Below are 21,616 nucleotides of genomic sequence, written 5' to 3' on the forward strand. Positions count from 1 at the left end.
CAGTATCGGCGACTGCCCTACCCCTTCGATTAATCTAATTTCCGGAGAAGTGGATGCCATGAGCGCACCAGTATCAGGCCAACGCAGAAGCCTCGGCTTCGCACTCTCCGTTCTCACCGGCGGAGCGTTTGTCCTGACCGCAGCGCCAGCGGCGCTCGCGGCCCCCGAGACGAGTGCGCTGGGCGCTGCGAACGTGAGTCAGCCTGCAGCGATTGAACGAAATGCGGTTCAGTCCACCGCGCGCACATTCACCGCAACCCCGGTTCCGACTATTACAGGCGTGCCACAGGCGGGCCGGCGACTGACGGCAGTGCCGGGTACCTGGAAACCGGTGCCGGTGGTGCTGTCCTACCGCTGGGCGGTGAATGGTGTGTCGGTATACGGTATCCGGTGCCACGTTCGCCACTTTCACACCCTCGAACACCCAAGTGGGAAAGCGCGTGACCGTGACAGTGACCGGCACGAAAGCCGGGTATAAAACGGTTTCGAAGACGAGCGCGCCGACCGGGCTGGTAAAGCCCGCCACCATTGCTGTCGGTACCAATCCCCGTGACCTGGTCGTGACCGCCGATGGTCGCTGGGCGTACGTCGCCAATTCCGGTTCGCGAACTGTGTCCGTGATCGCCGTCACGACCGGAAAAGTCGTCGCGACCATTCCGCTGGGCGGCACCCCACTCGCGCTGGCGGTGTCGGCCAACCAGAAACAGGTGTTCGTGAGCACCTGCAGCGATAAAAAGATCTATGCGCTGAACATCGCCTCCAACACGGTCGCCTACTCCTTCAGTGCTGGCGCTTGCGGTGATCTCGTAGCCACTCCTGACGGCAAGTCCCTTTACATCGGTGGTTCACCCACCCTGTTCGACATCACAGTGGCCACGATTGTGACGCGTTCCCTCGCCGAACCGATCTTCACCGGTGCCCCGGTGGGTGCACTCACTCCCAGCACCGACCGCAAGAAGGTCTATCTGAGCAATGGCGACGACTATGGTGTGCTCATTATCGACACTGCGGCTCCTCAGGGGCCAATTAATCGGTTCAACACCTCGCACCCGCCGATTGCATCGGTACCGTCGCCCGATGGCACTACGGTCTCCGCCAGCCTCGGACGAGACCTGATCACCGGGCCGTCCAACGCCGTCGAGGTCATCGACACTGCAACGAACCGGGTACGGGCCAGTATCGCCATCAATGCACCTGGTGCCCTGGCGGTCAACCCTGACGGGTCGAAGCTCTACGTAGTGTCCACGGAGAATAACACCGTCGTGACGGTCAGTACGGTTACCAACCGGGTACTCAGTCGAATAACGGTCGGGTTGCCCCGTCGAGTCTCGCCGTCACGCCGGACGGCAGCAAAGTGGGTATTACCAATTCCAACGACGGCACGGTGTCGGTGCTCTCGGTGTTCTGAGCCGGTTTGCGATGGCCTTAGCCCGGCCGTTCCCCTCGTCGAGTCAATCGTCGGGGGGAACGGCCCAATCACGGGTGGGGTCAGAGCGGTCCGTCTTCTGGCGCCTACACGAAACGGGTGTCAGCGGGTGCCCGTAGTCTGGAAACCCGACGAGAGGTGATCCATGGCAGCCGTGCAGCTGGGCCAGTACGCGCCCGCCGAGCAGATTTTGGTGCACCTGAGTGACACCCATTTTCTAGCGGATGGCGCGGCGCTCTACGGTTCCATCGACACCGACTACACCGTGCATCGCGCCTTCGAGCAGCTGCACCGCTCGGGTATCCGTCCCGACGCCCTCATTCTCACCGGCGATGTGGCCGATCGGGGCGAAGCGGATGCCTATCGCCGCATTCGCGGCATCGTCGAAACCGCCGCCGCCCGCTGGGAGGCCAAGATCATCTGGGTAATGGGCAACCACGACCAGCGCGAACCGTTCCGGACCGAGCTGCTCCGCGAAGCCGCTGCTCACGACCCCGCGCACCAGCACCCCGTCGACCATGTGTATGACCTCGACGGACTGCGCATCATCGCCCTCGACTCGAGCGTTCCCGGCTATCACCACGGTGAAGTCACCGACGAGCAACTGAGCTGGCTGGCCGAGCTGCTCACTCACCCGGGCCGCCGCGGGTCCATTCTGGCACTGCACCACCCACCGATTCCCACACCGTTGCCGCTGATGAGTGTGCTCGAGCTGCAGAACCAGCCGCGACTGGCGGCCGTTCTGGCCGGCAGTGATGTGCGGGCAATTCTCGCCGGGCACCTGCACTATTCCACTCAGGGCGTATTTGCCGGTATCCCCGTGTCGGTGGCAGCGGCTACCTGTTACTCAATGGATTTAAGCGCCCCCGACCGTGAGCTGACCGGGGTGAAGGGCGGTCAGACGCTGAACCTTGTGCACGTCTACGCCGATCAGATCACGCATTCGCAACTGCCGATCGGCGATTACGCCGCGGTGACGCAGTTTTCCGCCGACTACGTCGATGAGCTGGCCGCCCTCTCGCCCGAAGACCGCCAGCAGTCCTTTTCGCGGCAGTCATGACGGCGGCAGCGCGAACTCATGAGATCGAGCAACTAAACCCATGCGCGTGATCGACGACATCGACGAGTTTCTGCGCTACCTCAGCGCCGAGCGTGGCTACTCAGCGCATACGGTACGTGCCTATCGCACCGACCTGAACCAACTGGCTGCGTTTGCTGGCGACCGGGGCGTGACGGCATCCGCTGAATTGAGCCTTGAGCTCCTGCGGGAATGGCTCTGGGTCGCAACTCAGGCTGGCCTGGCCCGGGCCACGCTGGCCCGCCGGTCGGCGTCGGCTCGCAGCTTCACTGCCTGGCTCGCGCGCAGTCACGACGACAGCACAGACCCGGCGGCCCGCCTGCGCTCGCCGAAACCCGGTCGAACGTTGCCACGCGTGATCGCCCAGACCCAGATGAGCGAACTGCTCGAACTGCTGGCGGCCCGCGCCGCCGGAGGAGAGGCACTCGCCCTGCGTGATCTCAGCATCGTCGAGCTGCTCTACGCTTCGGCGCTGCGAGTCTCGGAGCTCGTCGGCCTCGATCTCGCCGACGTGGACCTGGAACGGTTGACCGTGCGGGTCACCGGCAAGGGGGCGAAGGAACGCGTGGTTCCGTTCGGCGTTCCGGCGAAGCGCGCCCTCGTCGGCTACCTGCGTCAGGGGCGGAACGTACTCGCCGCGGTGTCGGCAGACGTCGTGCAGACCGGGCCAACGACAAAAGCTCGATCAAACGCCGGGGCGCCCGCCGCCGCACCCATCAGCAACGCGTTAAATGCCACAGCGCTGTTCCTCGGCCGCCGAGGCCAGCGCCTCGGCGTGCGCGGCGTCTATCGCCTCGTAGCCGCGCTGCTGGCCGCGGTCCCCGGCACCGGTCCGGCCGGACCGCACGCCCTGCGCCACACTGCTGCCACCCATTTGCTCGACGGGGGAGCCGACCTGCGCGCCGTGCAGGAACTTCTTGGGCATGTCAGTCTCGGTACTACCCAGATCTATACCCATGTATCGGCGGAACGCCTCAAAGCCAGCTATGGACTCGCCCACCCTCGCGCCTAACCCGGCCGAGGAAGAAATCGTTTCGTGCAGACGTCACGGCCCCATCACGGCACGGACGGCAACAAAATCGCGCGCGGCACGGTTCCGAGAAAGAGGAGGGGCGACACGTACAGTCCGTGCAGTCGCACACCGAAGTGCAGACAGCCGGGAGGGCAATGACCGCCGCTCGCCACTGTCCCGATCACCTGTCCGGCGCGCACGCGGTCTCCCGCCGCGACAGTGGCGATCACGGGCTCGACCGTCGAAATTAGATCTCCCGGCTGGGTGATCGACAGCACAGGCCGGTCAACGACACGACCTGCAAACGATACGACGCCGTCGTGCGGCGCAAACACCGCGTCATTCGCCAGCGCGGCCAGGTCGATGCCGCGATGACCGCCCGTATATTGCGACTCCGGCGCTTCGAACGCCCGGGTCACCCGGTGCGGCGATGCGACCGGCCATACCCAGGCAGCTGCCCCGGTACGGGCTGAAACCGCCCTCCGTTCCAACGCGGCACCCGACGACTGTCCAGCGCCCACACCCACGATCACAATGATGAGAGCGGATGCAGCGAGTGCGCGTAGGGTCTGCATGCCCCTACCCTGCCGCTCGGCACCGACCTTGCCCGGGCATAGGGCGCATCCGTGCAGGTATCCATCGATACCGGACCTGTGCAGGAGGCGGTCGCAGTAGTGCGCCCGCGGTGATACGCTATCCCCAGCAGCGCTTTGTGCGCTGACTACGCGTGCCCATTTGGCCGCCATGTCCAATCGGTCCCGTCTCCCGCGAAACTTGCGTGAACAGGTCGGACGTGTGCCGGGCACCAGGAGTAGCGATCGACCGATCGTTACACAAACCGATTGGTGTGGCTTTCGAGCCCGCATCAGAACAGGAGTACGGCACATGGCCGTCGTAACCATCCGCCAGCTGCTCGACAGCGGCGTGCACTTCGGGCACCAGACCCGCCGTTGGAACCCGAAGATGAAGCGCTTCATCTTCACCGAGCGTTCCGGCATCTACATCATCGACCTGCAGCAGTCGCTCGGGTTTGTTGACAAGGCTTATGACTTCGTCAAGGAGACGGTCGCCCACGGCGGCACCATCCTCTTCGTCGGCACCAAGAAGCAGGCCCAGGAATCCATCTCAGAGCAGGCGCAGCGCGTCGGCCAGCCCTACGTCAACCAGCGCTGGCTCGGTGGACTTCTCACCAACTTCCAGACCGTCTCCAAGCGCCTGGCCCGCATGAAAGAGCTCGAAGAGCTCGACTTCGACGACACCGCCAAGAGCGGTTTCACGAAGAAGGAAATGCTCATCAAGAAGCGCGAGCTCGTCAAGCTGCACAAGAGCCTTGGCGGAATCCGCAACCTCACGAAGACCCCGTCTGCGCTGTGGGTCGTTGACACCAACAAGGAGCACCTCGCCATTGACGAGGCGCGCAAGCTCGGAATCCCCGTCATCGCCATCCTCGATACCAACTGCGACCCCGACGACGTGCAGTACCCGATCCCGGGCAACGACGACGCCATCCGCTCCGTTGGCCTGTTGACCCGCATCATCGCGGACGCCGCAGCCGAGGGCCTCATCCAGCGCCACGCCAAGCCGGAGGCTGAAGTTGAGCCCCTCGCCGCGTGGGAAGCTGAATTGCTCCAGGCCTCCGACGCCGAGACCACCCCAGCGCAGTCTTCCGCCGAAACCGAGAAGGTTGCCGACGCTACCGTCGCAGCTGACGAGGCCGTCGTTGCAGAGCCCACCATCGCCGACGCTGTCGCCGACAGCGACGTAGCAGCCGTACTGGCTGCCGTCGCTGACGAGCCCACCATTGTCGCCGAAGAGACCAAGTAAGGAACCCGGTATGGCAAACTTCACACTCGAAAACGTCAAGGCTCTTCGCGAGAACCTCGGCACGGGAATGGTCGACACCAAGAATGCCCTCGTTGAAGCCGACGGCGACATGGACAAGGCCATCGAGATCCTGCGTCTCAAGGGTGCCAAGGGCAACGCCAAGCGCGCTGACCGTTCCACCTCTGAGGGACTCGTCGCTGCCAAGGAAATCGGCACGACCGCGTACATGATCGAACTGGCCTGCGAGACCGACTTCGTTGCCAAGGGCGACAAGTTCGTCGTTCTAGCCGATAAGGTTCTCGACGCAATCGCCGCCGCTGGCGCGACCACGGTTGAGGCCGGTCTGGCCGCCACGGCTGGTAGCCAGACCGTCGCCGAGCTCATTGATGGCGAAGCGGCAATCATCGGCGAGAAGTTCGAACTTCGCCGTGTTGCCGCCGTCACCGGCGAGTTGTTCTCGATCTACCTGCACAAGACCAGCAAAGACCTACCCCCGCAGGTCGGCGTTGTTCTCGGCTTCTCCGGTTCCGACGTTGAAACCGCGCGCAGCGTGGCCCAGCACATTTCGTTCGCTAACCCCGAGTACCTCGCGGCGAGCGATGTTCCGGCTGACCTCGTGGAGACCGAGCGCAAGATCGTCACGGAGATCTCCAAGAACGAGGGCAAGCCGGAAGCGGCACTGCCCAAGATCGTTGAGGGACGCGTCAAGGCGTACCTCAAGCAGGTCGCCCTGCTCGAACAGGACTACGCCAAGGACAACAAGTTGTCCGTCGCCAAGGTTTTGGATGATGCAAAACTGACCGTGTCGGGCTTCGCCCGGTTCAAGGTCGGCGCCTAACACAAAATGACGGAGGCCGGATTGCGAAAGCGATCCGGCCTCCGTTTTGTGTGCTCCGTGTGGGTACACGCCCGCACTTGGTAGTTTGGTTTCACCCCCTCTCGGAAGGCCCCGCACGACATGACTGACACGGCCAGCACGCCCACGCCCCACACCAGCCCACTAAATCCCAGCGCGGTCGTCAAGAAGCGACGGGTGCTCCTTAAACTGTCCGGTGAAGCCTTCGGTGGCGGCGCCGTAGGTGTGAATCCCGATGTCGTCAGCTCGCTGGCCCGGGAGATCGCCGAGGGCGCCAAGCAGGTCGAAGTGGCCATCGTCGTCGGCGGTGGCAACTTCTTTCGAGGCGCCGAGCTTTCCCAGCGCGGCATGGACCGCGGACGCGCCGACTACATGGGCATGCTCGGCACAGTCATGAACGCCCTCGCCCTGCAGGACTTTCTGGAACAGGCTGGGGCAGAAACCCGCGTGCAGTCTGCCATCTCAATGACCCAGGTTGCCGAGCTGTACATTCCGCGGCGTGCCGAACGTCACTTGGAGAAGGGTCGCGTCGTCATTTTCGGCGCCGGCGCCGGACTGCCCTACTTTTCCACCGACACCGTTGCCGCGCAGCGCGCCCTCGAAATCGACGCCGACGTTGTGCTCGTGGCCAAGAACGGCGTGGACGGCGTCTATTCCGACGACCCCCGAACGAATCCCGACGCCCAGAAAATCCACCACATCACTTATCTGGAGGCCCTGCAGCGCGGCCTCAAAGTGGTCGACTCCACCGCGTTCAGCCTGTGCATGGACAACCACATGCCCATGCAGGTCTTCGGTATGGCACCAGAAGGCAACGTCACCGCAGCTATCCTGGGCACCGATCTGGGCACTCGCGTCTCCAACTAGAATTGTTCCACCACCAATAAAGGAGTCACCGTGATCGCGGATGTTCTTTCCGACGCCACTGCGCGCATGAACCGGGCCCTCGAGGCCGCCAAAGACGATTTTGGCACCGTGCGGACCGGGCGCGCCAACCCGCAAATGTTCGCGAAAATTCTGGTGAGCTACTACGGCACACTGACCCCGCTGGAACAACTCGCATCCCTGCAAAACCAGGAAGCGCGCACAATGTTGATCGGTCCCTACGATAAGCAAGCGCTGCGCGACATTGAGATCGCCATCCGCGACACTCCGAATCTGGGCGCCAACGTCGGCAACGACGGCACCACTATCCGGGCCACGCTGCCCGAACTCACCACGGAACGCCGCAAGGAATTTGTGAAGATCGTCAAGGCCAAGGCGGAGGATGCCCGCATTTCAGTGCGCAACATTCGCCGCAAGGCCAAGGACGAGCTCGATGCGCTCAAGAGCGAGGTCGGCGACGACGAGGTCGGTCGCGCCGAGAAAGAGCTCGAGCTGATCACCAAAAACCACGTGGACGGCATCGACGACGCGTTCAAGCGCAAGGAAGCCGAACTCCTCGAGATCTAGGAAGCGTTTAGATGACCGAGAAACCGGAAAACGGCCAGCCGCACAAACGCGGTCGCGGTGTCAGTCGCGCCGAGTTTCGGGCGCAGGTGAAAACGACACGCGCAGATTTCGAGCGTCAGGTGCAGACCACTAAGGCCGATTTTGAACGCCAGGTGCAGGCCACCCGGGCTCAACTCGATGCAACGAACGAACGCATCGCAGCGCGCACCGGGCGCAACCTCATTCTGGCCATCCTGATCGGACTTGTGCTCGGCGGCTCAATGCTGCTCAGCCTCATCATCATCAAACAGCTCTTCATGATCTTCGCGGTCGTGATCGTCGGATTCTGTGCGTTCGAACTGGCACAGGCCCTGCGACGCGCCGGACGCAACGTGCCGCGCATCCCCGTGATCATTTCGGCGGTCGCCATCGTTCCGGCTGCGTTCTACGGCGGGGCAACCGGCCAATGGCTCGTCATGCTCGGCGGCATCGCACTAATCGCACTGTGGCGTTTGGCCCTGACCGTGATTCCGTCGCACCGCGCCAGTGCCCGTTCCCTCGTCGGCGACGTCGGCGGTGGCATTCTAATTCAGGTCTACGTCGTCTTTCTCGCGAGTTTCGCCGTGTTGCTTGTCGCCCAGGACCACGGGCAGTGGTGGACGCTCGCCTTCTTGATCCTGGTCATTTCTGCCGACACCGGTGCGTACGTCAGCGGTCTGAACTTCGGTAAGCATCCGCTGGCGCCCTCGATCAGCCCGAAGAAGACGTGGGAGGGTTTTGTTGGCGCCGGACTGATCTGCATGATCGCCGGCGTGCTCCTCTCAATTTTTATGCTCGACCAGCCCTGGTGGTTTGGTCTGGTCTTCGGGGCGGTCATTCTGCTCACCGCGACCTTTGGCGACCTGGCCGAATCGCTTATTAAACGCGACCTAGGTATCAAGGACATGAGTTCGTGGTTGCCCGGGCACGGCGGTTTTCTGGACCGGCTCGACTCGATTCTGCCATCGGCCGCTGCCGCCTACGCCCTCTATCTGGTCTTTGCGTGAGCGCAACCGATTCTTCCCCCGCGAACCTGGTACGAGACAATGAGGGTATGAGCACCATATTTTCGCGAGTGGGCAAGAAGTCCCTCGGCTACAACGTCACCCAGGTCGATGCGTTTTTGGCTGCGGCCCGGCGCGCCTACGACCAGCCTGACCTCCACGACGACGAACTCGATGCTGATACCGATGCTGTGGAATCCGTAAACGAGATCGCCGCCGGTACCGAGACTGAAACCACGCTGCCGCCGACCACGGGCGACGAGTCGGGCGCCGCAAACGGAGCCGAGGCCATCCACACGCTGGTCGCAAAGCAGGCCGAGGCGGAAGACACCGGCACCGATGCGAGCTTGACGGCCGAGGGGATCCGTCACACCGCTTTCTCAATGCACAAGGGCGGATACTCACCCGACCAGGTTGATGCGGCACTGGAACGGCTTGAAGACGCATTTGCCGCTCGAGAACGCGATCAAGCGACCCGAGCTGGGGGAGAGCAGGCGTGGATGGTTGACGCTGAGGGCACCGCCGAGGTGATCGTCGCTCGGCTGAGCCGCCCCCCAGGTTACCGCTTCACGCGCACGAGCGTTCTGGCCGTCGGCTATAAACGAGTGGACGTCGACCGTCTCGCCAATAAATTGGTGAAGTATTTCCACGACGGTCGTGATTTCACGGTCGATGAGGTACGGACGGCCGTTTTTCGGCCTGAACGGGGAGGATACCGGGAAGCGCAGGTGGACCTCGTGCTGGACAGCGTTGTGGACGTCATGCTCGCGGTCCGCTGATTTTGGTTGTCGCTACTTGGCTGTCATCAAATATGTCGGCTAAGGTCGAGTAGTAATGGGTAGGCATCTGAAGCTAATCGACACTGTCCCGGCCGCGGTACGGCCGACTGTTCGTCGAACTCGTTCCCGGGTCAAGCCGGCTCACTTTCTTTTTGGGTTCACCGCCGCCTGCGCGTTCGTTCTCGTCACCGTCGTTGACCCCTACTCGGGCGCTACGGCGTCTCCATACTTTCAAATAGCTGGCAGCTCGACCGACGACGGGCCCGCTCAGGCCGTTCTCGTTGCCGGCGGCTACACGAATACCATCAGTCGTGACGGCTATGCCGTCACCGAAAAGCCCAAACCGGTGCCCATCGTGGTTGCGGTTGAAAAGAAGACCCAGAGCTTCAGCGCTCCATCGGCTGCCGTGCCGGATCCCGGCTCGGCCCAGGCGTACGCCTACGACGCTGTTGCCGGTCGTGGCTGGGGCGAAGACCAATACAACTGCCTGGTTTCGCTCTGGCAGAAAGAGTCACGCTGGAATGTGAGCGCTCAGAACGGTTCGAGTGGTGCCTATGGTATTCCGCAGGCCCTGCCCGGCTCCAAGATGGCTAGCGCCGGCGACGACTGGGCCACGAACGCTGGTACCCAAATTGAGTGGGGTCTTGGGTATATCACGGGCCGTTACGGCACGCCGTGTGGCGCTTGGGAGAAGTCCCAGGCTTCGGGCTGGTACTAGGCGCGCTCCGGCGTACCGAGCCTTTGGTGTTCGGCATCAGGCCCGCACTTTAGACTGGAAGCATGGCGCGCAGCAATCGACCCCGAGGCCGCAAGGCCCAGCCATCGGGCGACGACGAGGCAGACATTGGCCTGAATCATCTGCTCGCGGGGTGGCGTCGCAGCGAAGTTCGGCGTGACGGTCTCTGGCATGTTCAACCGGTTCCCGCCAAACAGGCAATCAAGTCCTACCTGTGTCCCGGATGCACCCAAGGCATTGTCCCTGGAATCGCGCACATCGTCACCTGGCGCGGCGATGGGGTGCTCGGTGACGATGCCGACCTCGCCAATCGGCGGCACTGGCACACCCACTGTTGGAAGATTAAGTGACCAACGATTCCGAGAGGTCAGGAGAACCAGCGACCGTGTCGGTTGACATTCGTGGCGGCATCGAACTGCCAGCCACCGTCGAACGCGTCGAGTTGCACACGAGCGACGGCCTCACCCTGGTGGGCGAACTGGCCACCCCGGTCGGTAGGGCACCGGTCGCGACGCTCGTTACGCTGCATCCGCTGCCCACCGCGGGCGGTTTCATGGACTCGCACATTCTTCGGAAGGCGGCGAACCGGCTGCCCGCCATGGCCGATTTGGCCGTGCTGCGGTTCAACACCCGGGGTACGGCATCGCCGCGCGGTACGAGCGACGGAATCTTCGGTCACGGACTGACCGAACGAGCCGATGTCGCCGCGGCGATGGCGCTCGTCGCAGCGCGTCACCTGCCCAACCCGTGGCTGGTCGGCTGGTCATTCGGCACCGAACTGGCCCTGAAATACGGCCTGGAGCATCCCATTCGTGGCGCCATCCTGTTGTCACCCCCACTGCACCGCACGACCAACGAAGAGCTGGCGGCGTGGGCGGAGAACGAACGTGAATTGGTAGCTGTGATCCCCGAATTCGACGATTACCTCAGGCCGGATGCCGCCCGCTTGCGGTTTGCCAGCGTGCCCGATCTTCGCTTTGTCGCCGTTGAGGGCGGTAAACACTTGTGGGTTGGCGAGACCTTGACCCGCCGAGTCCTCAGCGAGATTGTTGCTACCGTCAACCCGGGCGCGCTGCCCCTGCCGACGGAGTGGACCACCGGTCTGCGCAACGCTTCTTGAACGTGTCGAGGTACGGCTTCAGAGTTCGTTCTGGCGGGGGATGACGACCTGTTTGACGATCAGGATGATTGAAGCTGCGACCGGGATGGCGATCAGCGCGCCGAGGATGCCGAGCAGGTTACCCCCGGCCAAAGCAGCGATCACGACAACAACGCCCGGGATCGACACGGCCCGGTTCATGATCTTCGGACTGAGCACATACGCCTCTACCTGCATATAAATAAGGTAATAGATCGCTGCGGCCAGCGCTGTCTGCGGCGAGCTGCCGATTTCGGGAATCAGGCAGGTCAGCACGATGATGACCGAACCCGAAATCGTACCAATGAGCGGAATCAGCGACAGCAGGAAGGCGATGAAGGCGAGCAGCGCCGGAAACGGAGCTCCGATGATCGAGAGAAAAATGAAGCTCAGCACGCCATTGACCGAGGCCAGCGCGGCCTGCCCCACGATGTAGCGACCGACGGCCGTGGTGATCTGCTCACTGATATCGGTAAAGCGCTCCCGCTTGGATGCGGGAACCAGCTGATAGGTGGCGCGTTTCATGCCGTTCAGCGAGGCCGTGAAGTACAGCGTGAGAATGAGGATGATGAGGCCGCCGAAAAGACCGTTGACAATGGCGAGGCCAGACTGAACGACCGTCGTCGTAATGTTGGTGAGGTTGCCGCCGAGAAAATCGGTGATGGTCTTCGTGATTTCGTCGACGTTGAGACCGGGGAACTGTTTTTTCAGATCGTCCAGAAAGGTCGAGGTGTTCACCCCCCGCACCAGTTCCGGAACGAGCTTGGACAGCTTGGATACCTGGCCAACGATGATCGGCACGATCGCGAATATAACGCCGGTCAGAACACTGAGCACCGCTGCGACCACGGTCAGAATCGCCGCCCAACGCGGAAACTTCTTCTTCTCCAGCCAGGACACGGCCGGGTCGAGGCCGAGCGCGATGAAGAGCGCGGCCCCGACGTAGATGATGATCGTCTGCAGGGTGATTACCGAGGTGATGATCAGTAAGCCCAGCCCAACACCCAATGTTCCGACGAGTCCAAACCGGAAGGCATTTAGTATTTTCACGTGACGGCTCCAGGAGGGGGAATTACTCGGCTGCGACCCGTTCTGCCTGGGTCAAAACGCTGCGCAAACTTTCAAAGTACCCGGCCACGGCGTCGCGCTCAATTCTAATCTGGGACAGCCGGTCTTCGGCATCTGCCACGAGGCTGCGTGAGCGTGTTGTGGCGTCGGTCACCAGAGCAGTAGCGGTGGTGTGCGCGTCCCTGAGAATGCCTGCGGCGTTCTCTTCGGCAAGTTCCTTGTTTGCCTTGGCCTCCTCGCGGGCGCCGGCATCGAGTTGCTCGTTGAGGGTGCGCAGCTCGGTCGTGCGCTCGCTCGTCTCCGTAAGCTGCCTGGCGGCATCCAGTTGAAACTTCTGAGTCTGCGCCACGGCCTCCTGGTGCCGGGTGAGGTGCCCCTGCTCGGCCTCATCACGACGGGCTTTTAGCTCGACGTCGAAGTCGGCTCGCGCCTGATCGATCTCCCTGGCCAGGCGGCTCGCCTCGTGCTCACCCTTCTTGCGCGTGGCGGTGAGGTGGTTCTCCAGATCGATGCGAGCCTGCTCGGCCTCGGCTTCGGCGTCGATGCGGCCCTGCTGGTTCTCCCGAGCCAGGTCAGCGGCGGCCTGCTCAACTTCGGCGGCGAGGGCAGCGCGGCCTTGCTCGATCTCGCGGGCCAGAGCAGCGCGTTTGCGATCGAGCTCGCGAGCAAGATCGGTCTGGGCCTGCTCTCGTTCCACCTCTGTCACCGCGTGTGCCTGTTCGATCTCGCGGGCCAGATCGATTCGCCCTTGCTCGACCTCGGCGGCGAGCAAGGTGCGCGCCTGGTCTGCCTCGTGAGCGCCGGCCAGCCGCCCCTGCTCGGATTCCCGGGAAAGATCGACCCTGGCCTGCTCCGTCTCGGCGGCCAGATCGACGCGGGCCTGTTCCGTTTCGCGCTGCAGGTCAGCGCGCTGCTGATCGAGTTCCAAGGCCACTTCGGCGCGGGTGAGTTCGGTTTCGTGGGTGAGCCCCGCCGCGATCTCACGAGCCTCGGTAGCTTCCCGTTGGGCCACCACACGCACTTCTGCTGCCTCACGATCGGCTTCAGAGCGGATGGCCGACACCTCACGCTTGACCGTTGCCCGCGCTTCGGCAGCCTCGGTGGCGACAGCGCCCCGAATCAGCGAGGCATCGCGCACTGCATCCTGGACGACCTGTGCCTGGTCGTCCTGGGCGCGGGCGCGCACGTCATCAGCTTCTACTCGTACGTCATCGAGTACCCGACGTGCTTTGACGGCGGCATCGGACAGGGTGCGTTCGGCCTGCTCGAGGGCATTGTGGCGAAGCAGCTGCACCTCGTCGGTTGTTGCAGCGCGCAGCTTTTCGGCGTCGATATCGGCCTGGGCGATGACTCGGGTGGACTGCTCTTCTGCGACGCGAAGGGTATTCTCCAGTTTGGTCCCGAGGCCGGAGAAGGTGGGGCTGCCAACTTCTTCGATCTCAGCGTTGAGATCGTCAATGCGCACCGTCAGCCGTTTGACCTCGCGGCCGGCCTCGGCGTTTTGAGTGTTGGCCTGAATCAGTTCGCGACGCAGGGACTGGATGGCCTTGGCGACTTCATCCTTGTCGTAGCCGCGAAATACCTGGGTGAAATCAGCTTCGTCGTCAGACACGTATTACTCCTCACAAATGGGGCCCCGGCCCTCGATGGATCATGCATGACGGGGAACACCCCCAATTTTAGTGTGCTGGCACCACCGCGAGTCCCCTCCCATTCGACGGTGTGGTCTCTGGCGCTATTAGGCACCTCTCAGGAGAAGGCAGTAACGTAAAAGGTCTGTGTCTGAGCGCTTTCAGGCATAGGAGTCAGCCAAAGTGACTGAACAGTACCAAACCAGCCGCAAGCTGAAGGGTGATACGTGCGTTTTGTTCTTGCCATTGTGGCCTTCGTGCTTGCTGCGGTGATGATCGTTCTCGGCATTGCACAGCGAACCGTTCTCCTTGATCCTGCATTTACGTCCCTGACCTCTTCCGCCACCGGCGACACGAAATACACCGTGATAGATCCGAGCGCGCTGGCAGCGTCGACGGGCAGCCAGACAATCAACGTGCGCGGAGATGGCCCGATCTTCCTCGCCTACGGGCGTTCGGAAGACGTCGCGGCCTGGATAGCGGACGACGCGTATGCCACTGTCGGCCTCAGCGAGAAAACGGGCGAGCTCACCTCCACCGTCACCGACGCCGTAGCCGCCGATGATGGCAAGGGAACCGCGGGTGATGCCCCCACAGCGGATACCACCGCCGCGATCGTGAATCCGGCCGGCTCAGACCTGTGGCTCGAGGAGTACATCGGCACGAAGTCTGTGACGACCACGCTGACCCTGCCAGAGGGTATTTCGGTGCTCGTCGCGTCGGACGGGATCGAACCGGCACCGGCCAGCATCCGTTTGTCGTGGGCGTCCGACAATTCCACTCCGTGGGCGGGCCCGTTGCTTGCTGGTGGTGCCTTGCTTTTGTTGGCCGGCCTGGTGTTGTACGTACTGGCCCTGCTGCATCTGCGTCGCTCTCGCAGGCCGCGTCGCAATGTCCCCCGCGGTCCTCGCATGCCGCGTTTGCCGCGCGCACCACGTCCAAAGGCCATTAAGGCCAGTCAGATCACGACTTCGCGGCGGGGGATCGCCCGCCGGGTGGCCATTCTTCCCATGATCGTGGTGTCCGGCCTCGCGCTGAGCGGCTGTTCGGCCGACCTGTGGCCCGATTTCAGCACGGTTAGCACGACCACCGCGACGTCAACACCGACGCCTCAGCCCACCGATTCCGTCGAGGCTGCCGCCGAGCTGCCGCCGCCAGCCGTCACAGTCTCCCAGCTGGAAACGATCATGACCGAGATCTCGTTGCTCAGCGCGGACGCCGATACGAGCCTGAACGCTGAGACTATTGCGACAAGGTTCACCGGCCCGGCCCTGGAACAACGACTGGCCAACTACAAGATTCGTGCCGTCGATCCGGCAGTAGCCCCGCTGATTGCTCTGGCTGGTGCACCACTCACGTTTACACTGCCGCAGCAGACGAATTCCTGGCCTCGTGTTGTCATGACGGTCATTCAAGACGAAAACGATCCCAGCATCCCGACCATGGCGGTCATCCTCAAGCAGGAATCGCCCCGCACAAATTATCAAGTGGAGTATCTGTTCGCGCTAGAGCAGTCGGCGCATGTTCCCAAGGTGGCGCCGGCCATCGTCGGTGCCCCCGCCATCGCTCCCGACAACAAGTTGTTGTTGCTGCCGCCGGACGAATTGGCCGCAGCGTATGCCGACATCCTGTTGCAGGGCGAGGCGAGCCCCTCATTTGGACTGTTCGAGAGCGAGGGGGATAATTTTCGCGTTCAGGTTGCTGACCTGAACGCGGCGAAGATCGCCGCTTTGCCGTCGACCGCTTCGATCGAATTCGCGGCGGCTGCCGGCACCGACGAGGCCGTAGCTTTGGCGACCAACGACTCTGGCAGCATCGTAGCGGTGAGTATGACAGAGACGGAAACGGTCAAACCGGTCGATGCCGGGGCCACGGTGGGCCCGGCCGCCGATGCCCTTGCCACGAAGGCGCTCTCCGGCATCACCACCACGGCCAAGGGCTTTCAAAACACCTACCGCGACCAACTGCTGTTCTACGTACCCACGGCCGGTTCTAGCGACAAAATCGTGCTTCTGGGCTTTGCCCAGGGCCTCATCACATCAGCGGAGCTCCCATGACGAATATGCCCCCTCTCGGATCGAACCTGCGCGGAGCGGTCGACCTTTCCTCGCTCGTGAACCGTGCCCCGGCGGGTACGACCCCGGCGGCCAGCAGTGGCGCGCCCGTGGCCGGCGCGGCTGCTGCACCCTCCGGCGCAGTCACCCTTCCGAGCCTTGTTCTCGACGGTACCGACGCCAACTTTGGTGAACTGCTCGAGTTGTCTTCCCGCGTTCCCGTGATCGTGGGGCTATGGGCATCCTGGAGTGAACCCTCCACGCAGCTCATGGTCGTATTGGAAAAAATCGTTCTGGGTTTCGCCGGCAAGTTCGTGTTGGCCCGCGTCGACATCGAGGCGAATCCGCAGCTCACCCAGGCATTCCAGGCCCAGTCCGTGCCGACGGTCGCCGCCGTCATCACCGGTCAGCCAGTGCAGCTTTTCAACGGTCCGCTCGGTGAAGAGCAGATCAGCGAGGTGCTCGGTCGTGTTCTGGAGCTCGCAGCGCAGCAGGGTGTGACGGGTGTGGCCGAGGCCGCAGACGCGGACGTCGAACCCGTCGCCGCGGTCCCCGAGCCCCTGCCGCCGCACCACCTGGAGGCCTACACGGCGATCGAAGCCGGCGACTATGCCACCGCTCAGAGTGAGTACCGCACCGCACTGGCGCAAAACCCGAACGACACGATGGCCGTTGCCGGCCTGGCTCAGGTCAGTCTGCTGGCCAGGCTGCAGGGCAAGACCATCGACCAGATTCGCAACGGCGCGGCATCCGCCCCCGACGATCTCGACGCACAATTGCTGGTCGCCGACCTCGACTTATCCGGGGGTCACATCGAGGATGCCTTTGATCGCCTGCTGGGACTCTTCCCGGCCCAGCCCGCCGCAGGCCGCAACACGATCCGCGAGCGCCTTCTTGAGCTGTTTGAGGTCGTCGGTCAGGACGACCCACGGGTTCCCCCCACCCGTTCGCGGCTCACTGCTCTTCTGTACTGATTTCCACCGTGTGCGCCCGAGCGGGATGCGCCTAGCGGCGAAGGCGCAACCAGAGGCCGGCGAGGGGGGGCAGGGTCAGGGTGGCCGATGCCGGGCGACCGGCCCACGGCTCGTTGTAGGCCTCGACTGCGCCCTGGTTTCCCACGCCCGACCCACCGAAGTCGCCGGCATCCGTGTTGAGAATCTCCTCCCACTCCCCGGCGAACGGCAGGCCGACTCGGTAGTCGGTGTGTGGTTGTCCGGCGAAGTTGAAGAAGCAGGCGACGGGAACGCCGTGGTTGTCCCAGCGCAGAAATGACACGACATTTTGGCCTGCAGCACCGCCGTCGAGGAGCTCGAAGCCGCCCGGGTCATTGTCGCGGCTCCACAGGCTCGCATTGTCGCGGTAGACCCGGTTGAGCTGGGCCACCAGGTTGAACAGGCCGCGGTGCGCCGGCTGGTCGAGCATCCACCAGTCCAGTCCGCGCTCTTCGCTCCACTCCGAGCGCTGACCGAACTCGCTTCCCATGAACAAGAGTTGCTTGCCCGGGTGCGCCCACATGAAGGAGAGGTACGCGCGCACGTTGGCGAGCTGCTGCCAGGAATCACCGGGCATCTTCGATACCAGGGCACCCTTCCCGTGCACGACCTCGTCGTGACTGATTGGCAGCAGAAAGTTCTCGCTGAAGGCGTAGATGAACGAGAAGGTGATGTCGTTGTGGTGGTAAGACCGGTACATCGGGTCGACCTGCATGTACTCCAGGGAGTCGTGCATCCAGCCCATGTTCCACTTGAAGCCGAAGCCGAGCCCGCCGCCACTGGTCGGCGCCGTCACCCCGCCCCAGTTCGTGGATTCCTCGGCGATCATGATGGTGCCCGGATTGCGTTTGTAGGCGGTCGCGGTGATCTCCTGCAGCAGGCTGATCGCCTCAAGGTTCTCGTTGCCGCCGTATTTATTCGGCTCCCACTGGCCGGCCTCACGCGAATAGTCGAGATAGAGCATCGAGGCGACGGCGTCGACGCGCAGTGCGTCGATGTGAAATTCTTCGAGCCAGTACAGCGCGTTGGCGACCAGGAAATTGCGCACCTGCATCTGGCCGAAATCGAAGATGTAGGTGCCCCAGTCCAGCTGCTCTCCGCGGCGCGGGTCCGCGTGTTCGTAGAGGGCCTGGCCATCGAAGCGGGCCAGGGCAAAATCGTCTTTGGGAAAGTGGCCGGGTACCCAGTCCATGATCACGCCGATGCCGGCCTGGTGTAGCCGGTCAATCAGGTAGCGCAGGTCGTCGGGAGAACCGAACCGGCTGGTCGGAGCGTAGTAGCCGCTCACCTGGTAACCCCAGGAACCGCCAAACGGATGCTCGGCCAGGGGCATGAATTCCACGTGTGTGAAACTCAGTTCCAGCAGATACCCGACCAGCTCATCGGCCAGGGCACGGTAGCCAAGGCCGGGGCGCCAGGAACCGACGTGCATCTCGTAGACGCTCATAGCCTGGTTGTGAGGATCGTTGGCCTTGCGATTAGCGAGCCAGGCGGCATCCGACCACGCATAGTGCGATTCGGTGACAATCGACGCGGTCTGCGGCGGTACCTCGGCAAGCCGGGCCATCGGGTCGGCTTTTTCAACCCAGTCGCCGGACTGCGCGAGCAGCTGGAACTTGTAGTTGGCGCCGAGTTCGAGGCCCGGAATGAACAGCTCCCATACTCCGGTGCTTCCCATATTGCGCATTGCATGAGTGACGCCGTTCCAGCCGTTGAAGTCGCCGATCACCCGCGCGGCGCGGGCGTGCGGCGCCCACACAGCGAAGGAGGTGCCGGTGGATGACGCCGTGACACCCTGATGCTGACGGTGGTGGGCTCCGAGCACGTCCCAGAGCCGTTCGTGGCGACCCTCACCGATCAGGTGCAGGTCCAGCTCGCCGAGCGTCGGGATGAACCGGTACGGGTCATCACAGGTCCAGGCCGGGGCCTTCTCATAGCGGGCCTCGATCGTGTAATCGCTGAGTCCAACGATGTCCTCACCCTGCCAGATGCCGTGCGCGAGGTGGGTCAGCTCGACTCGCGATCCATTGGCGAGAATGGCGAACACCTCGGTGGCAAGTGGACGTAGTGCCCGGATGATGACGACCGGGTCTGACACACCGTCGTGGTTCGCGAGGTGCTGGCCCAGAACTTCGTGCGGGTTGTAATACCGGCCGGCGGCGACGGCCTCGAGCACGTGATCGGGCACCGGTGCGATCGGGGCGGCGTGCTTCTGGATCTTCTTGGGCCCGGATTTCGGGGACTGTGCCTTCTTGCCGTCGATGTTCTTTCCCTGACCCTTCGCTCTCGTAAGTTCGTGTTTCTTGTGTTTTTTGTCTTTGTTCTTGCCGCCGCTCATGGGCGGACCCGGGCCGGATCGTGTGGCGTGACGTGCAGAATATGCACCGGTTCGGTGAAAGCGTCCAGGCGCACGAAGTTATCGGACGACCAGGTCCAGGTAATGCCTGAGACGAGATCGTGCACGTCGAAGTTGTCGCCGCGGGCAATGCCGAACCGGGTCACGTCGAGGTGCACCACCGTTTGGCGCACCGAATGCGGGTCGACGTTGGCGACGATGATGAGGGCATCCGCTTGACCTGTGCCGGTGAAGTCAGCGGCGAGAAATTTACTGTAGACGAGGATCGCGTCATCGTCGCTCGAGTGGATGTCGAGGTTGCGCAGCTGGCCCAGCGCGGGGTGCTCGGAGCGGATGCGGTTGAGCAGCGTGAGATACGGCGCGAGAGACTTTCCGAGCTCCTCGGCCCTGTTCCAGTCACGCGGCCGGTACTCGTACTTTTCGCTGTCGATGCTCTCTTCAGCACCGGGCCTGGCGACGTTCTCGAACAGGTCGAAACCGGCGTATACCCCCCAGCTCGGCGCGGCCGTGGCAGCGAGCGCCGCCCGAATCTTGAACGCCGCCGGGCCGCCGAATTGCAGGTACTCGGTAAGAATATCGGGAGTGTTCACGAACAGGTTTGGGCGCAGAAAATCGGGAGTGTCGGTGGCGAGACCGTCGAAAAACTCCTCGAGCTCGCTCTTTGTGTTGCGCCAGGTGAAGTAGGTGTACGACTGCTGAAAGCCAACCTTGCCGAGGGCCTGCATGAGGGCCGGACGGGTGAATGCCTCGGCCAGAAACACCACGTCGGGGTCCGTTGCATTGACCTCCGCGATAAGCCACTCCCAGAAGTCGAGCGGCTTGGTGTGCGGGTTGTCCACGCGAAAGATGCGCACGCCGAGGTTAATCCAGTAGCGCAGCAGTCGCAGCGCCTCGGCGCGGATACCGGCGGGATCATTGTCGAAATTGATCGGGTAGATGTCCTGGTATTTTTTCGGCGGGTTTTCCGCGAAGGCGATCGTGCCGTCGGGCAGGGTCGTGAACCACTCCGGGTGCTCCGCCACCCAGGGATGATCGGGGGAGGCCTGCAAGGCGAAGTCGAGAGCAAGTTCGATGCCGAGGGAGGCGGCTTTTTTCAGAAAAAAGCTGAAATCGGCGACGGTTCCGAGGTCTGGGTGGATGGCGTCGTGGCCGCCGTCAGGCGAGCCGATCGCCCAGGGCGATCCTGGGTCGCCGGGGGCGACGGTGAGCGAATTGTTCGGGCCCTTGCGGAAGGCTTGCCCGATGGGGTGGATCGGTGGCAGATAGAGCACGTCGAATCCCATGGCGGCCACGGCGGGCAGGCGTTTGGCTGCAGTGCGAAAGGTTCCGCTCTTCCAGCTGCCGTCGGCGCGGCGAGCTGCGCCCTCAGAGCGCGGGAAGAACTCATACCAGGCACCGACACCGGCCTTTGCACGTTCGACGATGATCGTGCGTTCGGCCGAGAGTGAATCCAGGCCAGCGAGCGGGCGGGCAGCGATGACCTGCCGCAGCGCGGCATCCGCTACCGTGAGAAAACGCTCGGTAGTCGATTTTTCGGTGTCGGCGAGCGACTTGGCAGCGGCCTGGAACAAGCGACGAGCGGCGATTGGGCGGCCCGTATCGAGGCCGGCCTGTGTCAGGAGGGCCCCGCCGATGGTGAACATGAGCTCGACGTCGATGCCCGCCGGTATCTTGATCGCCGCGTTGTGTTCCCAGGTCGCGAAGTCGTCGGCGTAGGCGCGCACCCGATATTGCCAGTGGCCCGGGACATCGAGCTGCGCCTCGATACCGTAGCGGTCGGTGCCGTCGGCCTGCAGCACCATCGGGTGCCGCGTCGTGCTCCCATCCGGCGCCGTGAGTTGCAGGTCGACACCGATGAGGTCGTGCCCCTCGCGAAAAGCGGTCGCGCCAAACGGTACGACTTCGCCGACGAAGGCGCGGACCGGCCAGCGATTGTCGCCCAGCTGCGGAGACAGGTCCAGAACCGGGATGCGACCAATGGCGGCAGGGAAACGGCGCCCCGCCGCGGCATCCGTGGACACGGTCGTGCGAGCACTGCTCGATGCTGCCGGCGGGATCGTCTTTTTCGCTGCTGTCTTGGCCACACCATGACCGTAGCGTGAACGGCGGCCATGGCGCTCCCCTTCGGTCGGGCGTGCCCGCACGCGTCGATCGAGGTGTTACGTATTGGCCACCCAGCACCCCTAAGGTTG

19 protein-coding genes are annotated in these 21,616 nt (G+C 63.3%); 14 read left to right on the plus strand and 5 right to left on the minus strand.

Annotation, left to right across the window (positions count from 1 at the left end):
• The first annotated feature begins 440 nt into the window (after window positions 1-440).
• From CXY70_RS06695 to CXY70_RS06705, 3 genes are read left to right on the plus strand one after another with little or no spacing between them, the layout of a single operon-like run.
• Window positions 441-1,568, plus strand: coding sequence for a YncE family protein (locus tag CXY70_RS06695; protein ID WP_158250929.1), 1,128 nt, complete (start codon window positions 441-443; stop codon window positions 1,566-1,568).
• A gap of 3 nt (window positions 1,569-1,571) precedes the next feature.
• Entirely contained in the window at window positions 1,572-2,486 is a 915-nt protein-coding gene (locus CXY70_RS06700) for a phosphodiesterase (RefSeq protein ID WP_104191605.1), read from the plus strand.
• Between the two features lie 40 nt (window positions 2,487-2,526).
• A complete protein-coding gene (locus tag CXY70_RS06705) occupies window positions 2,527-3,516 on the plus strand; it encodes a tyrosine recombinase XerC (protein ID WP_104191606.1) in 990 nt (329 codons plus the stop codon).
• 44 nt (window positions 3,517-3,560) lie between these two features.
• Here the strand turns inward: CXY70_RS06705 and CXY70_RS06710 are convergent, their stop codons facing one another.
• The gene (locus tag CXY70_RS06710) at window positions 3,561-4,091 is read right to left on the minus strand and encodes a murein hydrolase activator EnvC (protein WP_104191607.1); all 531 of its coding nucleotides are present in this window, start codon (window positions 4,089-4,091) and stop codon (window positions 3,561-3,563) included.
• Between the two features lie 310 nt (window positions 4,092-4,401).
• On the opposite strand from CXY70_RS06710, the gene rpsB reads away from it, so the two are divergent.
• The 9 genes from rpsB to CXY70_RS06755 all read left to right on the plus strand — a co-directional run bounded on the left by rpsB (window position 4,402) and on the right by CXY70_RS06755 (window position 11,305).
• On the plus strand, window positions 4,402-5,340 hold the full coding sequence (gene rpsB / locus CXY70_RS06715; RefSeq protein ID WP_104191608.1) for a 30S ribosomal protein S2: 939 nt from the start codon (window positions 4,402-4,404) through the stop codon (window positions 5,338-5,340).
• A 10-nt stretch (window positions 5,341-5,350) separates the two neighbouring features.
• Complete coding sequence (tsf, locus tag CXY70_RS06720) at window positions 5,351-6,178, plus strand: translation elongation factor Ts (protein WP_104191609.1); 828 nt, start codon at window positions 5,351-5,353, stop codon at window positions 6,176-6,178.
• A gap of 120 nt (window positions 6,179-6,298) precedes the next feature.
• Window positions 6,299-7,063: a UMP kinase gene (pyrH, locus tag CXY70_RS06725; RefSeq protein ID WP_104191610.1), complete on the plus strand. Its 765-nt coding sequence runs from the start codon at window positions 6,299-6,301 to the stop codon at window positions 7,061-7,063.
• A gap of 30 nt (window positions 7,064-7,093) precedes the next feature.
• A complete protein-coding gene (gene frr / locus CXY70_RS06730) occupies window positions 7,094-7,648 on the plus strand; it encodes a ribosome recycling factor (RefSeq protein ID WP_104191611.1) in 555 nt (184 codons plus the stop codon).
• Window positions 7,649-7,659: 11 nt separating this feature from the next.
• On the plus strand, window positions 7,660-8,673 hold the full coding sequence (locus CXY70_RS06735; RefSeq protein WP_104191612.1) for a phosphatidate cytidylyltransferase: 1,014 nt from the start codon (window positions 7,660-7,662) through the stop codon (window positions 8,671-8,673).
• A gap of 47 nt (window positions 8,674-8,720) precedes the next feature.
• Window positions 8,721-9,449: a DivIVA domain-containing protein gene (locus CXY70_RS06740; RefSeq protein ID WP_104191613.1), complete on the plus strand. Its 729-nt coding sequence runs from the start codon at window positions 8,721-8,723 to the stop codon at window positions 9,447-9,449.
• A gap of 55 nt (window positions 9,450-9,504) precedes the next feature.
• Window positions 9,505-10,167 carry a lytic transglycosylase domain-containing protein gene (locus CXY70_RS18325; protein WP_233205784.1) on the plus strand — a complete coding sequence of 221 codons (663 nt, stop codon included), beginning with the start codon at window positions 9,505-9,507 and terminating at the stop codon, window positions 10,165-10,167.
• Window positions 10,168-10,229: 62 nt separating this feature from the next.
• Complete coding sequence (locus tag CXY70_RS06750; protein WP_104191614.1) at window positions 10,230-10,535, plus strand: hypothetical protein; 306 nt, start codon at window positions 10,230-10,232, stop codon at window positions 10,533-10,535.
• Window positions 10,532-11,305 carry an alpha/beta fold hydrolase gene (locus tag CXY70_RS06755; RefSeq protein WP_104191615.1) on the plus strand — a complete coding sequence of 258 codons (774 nt, stop codon included), beginning with the start codon at window positions 10,532-10,534 and terminating at the stop codon, window positions 11,303-11,305. Before CXY70_RS06750 ends, CXY70_RS06755 begins: the two co-directional genes overlap by 4 nt.
• 18 nt (window positions 11,306-11,323) lie before the next feature.
• On the opposite strand, the gene CXY70_RS06760 is transcribed toward CXY70_RS06755, so the two are convergent.
• Window positions 11,324-12,373, minus strand: coding sequence for an AI-2E family transporter (locus tag CXY70_RS06760; RefSeq protein ID WP_104191616.1), 1,050 nt, complete (start codon window positions 12,371-12,373; stop codon window positions 11,324-11,326).
• 22 nt (window positions 12,374-12,395) lie between these two features.
• Complete coding sequence (locus tag CXY70_RS06765) at window positions 12,396-14,003, minus strand: hypothetical protein (protein ID WP_104191617.1); 1,608 nt, start codon at window positions 14,001-14,003, stop codon at window positions 12,396-12,398.
• Window positions 14,004-14,249: 246 nt separating this feature from the next.
• On the opposite strand from CXY70_RS06765, the gene CXY70_RS06770 reads away from it, so the two are divergent.
• Together CXY70_RS06770 and CXY70_RS06775 are read left to right on the plus strand one after the other, a co-directional pair.
• Entirely contained in the window at window positions 14,250-16,079 is a 1,830-nt protein-coding gene (locus CXY70_RS06770) for a hypothetical protein (protein WP_104191618.1), read from the plus strand.
• The gene (locus CXY70_RS06775; RefSeq protein WP_104191619.1) at window positions 16,076-17,050 is read left to right on the plus strand and encodes a tetratricopeptide repeat protein; all 975 of its coding nucleotides are present in this window, start codon (window positions 16,076-16,078) and stop codon (window positions 17,048-17,050) included. Before CXY70_RS06770 ends, CXY70_RS06775 begins: the two co-directional genes overlap by 4 nt.
• Window positions 17,051-17,081: 31 nt before the next feature.
• Here the strand turns inward: CXY70_RS06775 and glgB are convergent, their stop codons facing one another.
• Window positions 17,082-19,406, minus strand: coding sequence for a 1,4-alpha-glucan branching protein GlgB (gene glgB, locus CXY70_RS06780; protein WP_104191620.1), 2,325 nt, complete (start codon window positions 19,404-19,406; stop codon window positions 17,082-17,084).
• The gene (locus CXY70_RS06785) at window positions 19,403-21,508 is read right to left on the minus strand and encodes an alpha-1,4-glucan--maltose-1-phosphate maltosyltransferase (protein WP_369852094.1); all 2,106 of its coding nucleotides are present in this window, start codon (window positions 21,506-21,508) and stop codon (window positions 19,403-19,405) included. Before CXY70_RS06785 ends, glgB begins: the two co-directional genes overlap by 4 nt.
• Window positions 21,509-21,616: the final 108 nt, after the last annotated feature.

The organism is Cryobacterium sp. Y82 (genome assembly GCF_002929495.1).
In the GTDB taxonomy this organism is placed as follows: domain Bacteria; phylum Actinomycetota; class Actinomycetes; order Actinomycetales; family Microbacteriaceae; genus Cryobacterium; species Cryobacterium serini.

What these genes read in the sequence shown, in the direction of transcription:
- glgB (WP_104191620.1), bottom strand. Translation starts at nt 19,406, where the DNA reads ATGAGCGGCGGCAAGAACAAAGACAAAAAACACAAGAAACACGAACTT.
- CXY70_RS06710 (WP_104191607.1), bottom strand. Translation starts at nt 4,091, where the DNA reads ATGCAGACCCTACGCGCACTCGCTGCATCCGCTCTCATCATTGTGATC.
- CXY70_RS18325 (WP_233205784.1), top strand. Translation starts at nt 9,505, where the DNA reads ATGGGTAGGCATCTGAAGCTAATCGACACTGTCCCGGCCGCGGTACGG.
- CXY70_RS06740 (WP_104191613.1), top strand. Translation starts at nt 8,721, where the DNA reads ATGAGCACCATATTTTCGCGAGTGGGCAAGAAGTCCCTCGGCTACAAC.
- CXY70_RS06700 (WP_104191605.1), top strand. Translation starts at nt 1,572, where the DNA reads ATGGCAGCCGTGCAGCTGGGCCAGTACGCGCCCGCCGAGCAGATTTTG.
- CXY70_RS06705 (WP_104191606.1), top strand. Translation starts at nt 2,527, where the DNA reads ATGCGCGTGATCGACGACATCGACGAGTTTCTGCGCTACCTCAGCGCC.
- rpsB (WP_104191608.1), top strand. Translation starts at nt 4,402, where the DNA reads ATGGCCGTCGTAACCATCCGCCAGCTGCTCGACAGCGGCGTGCACTTC.
- CXY70_RS06750 (WP_104191614.1), top strand. Translation starts at nt 10,230, where the DNA reads ATGGCGCGCAGCAATCGACCCCGAGGCCGCAAGGCCCAGCCATCGGGC.
- tsf (WP_104191609.1), top strand. Translation starts at nt 5,351, where the DNA reads ATGGCAAACTTCACACTCGAAAACGTCAAGGCTCTTCGCGAGAACCTC.
- pyrH (WP_104191610.1), top strand. Translation starts at nt 6,299, where the DNA reads ATGACTGACACGGCCAGCACGCCCACGCCCCACACCAGCCCACTAAAT.
- CXY70_RS06775 (WP_104191619.1), top strand. Translation starts at nt 16,076, where the DNA reads ATGACGAATATGCCCCCTCTCGGATCGAACCTGCGCGGAGCGGTCGAC.
- CXY70_RS06735 (WP_104191612.1), top strand. Translation starts at nt 7,660, where the DNA reads ATGACCGAGAAACCGGAAAACGGCCAGCCGCACAAACGCGGTCGCGGT.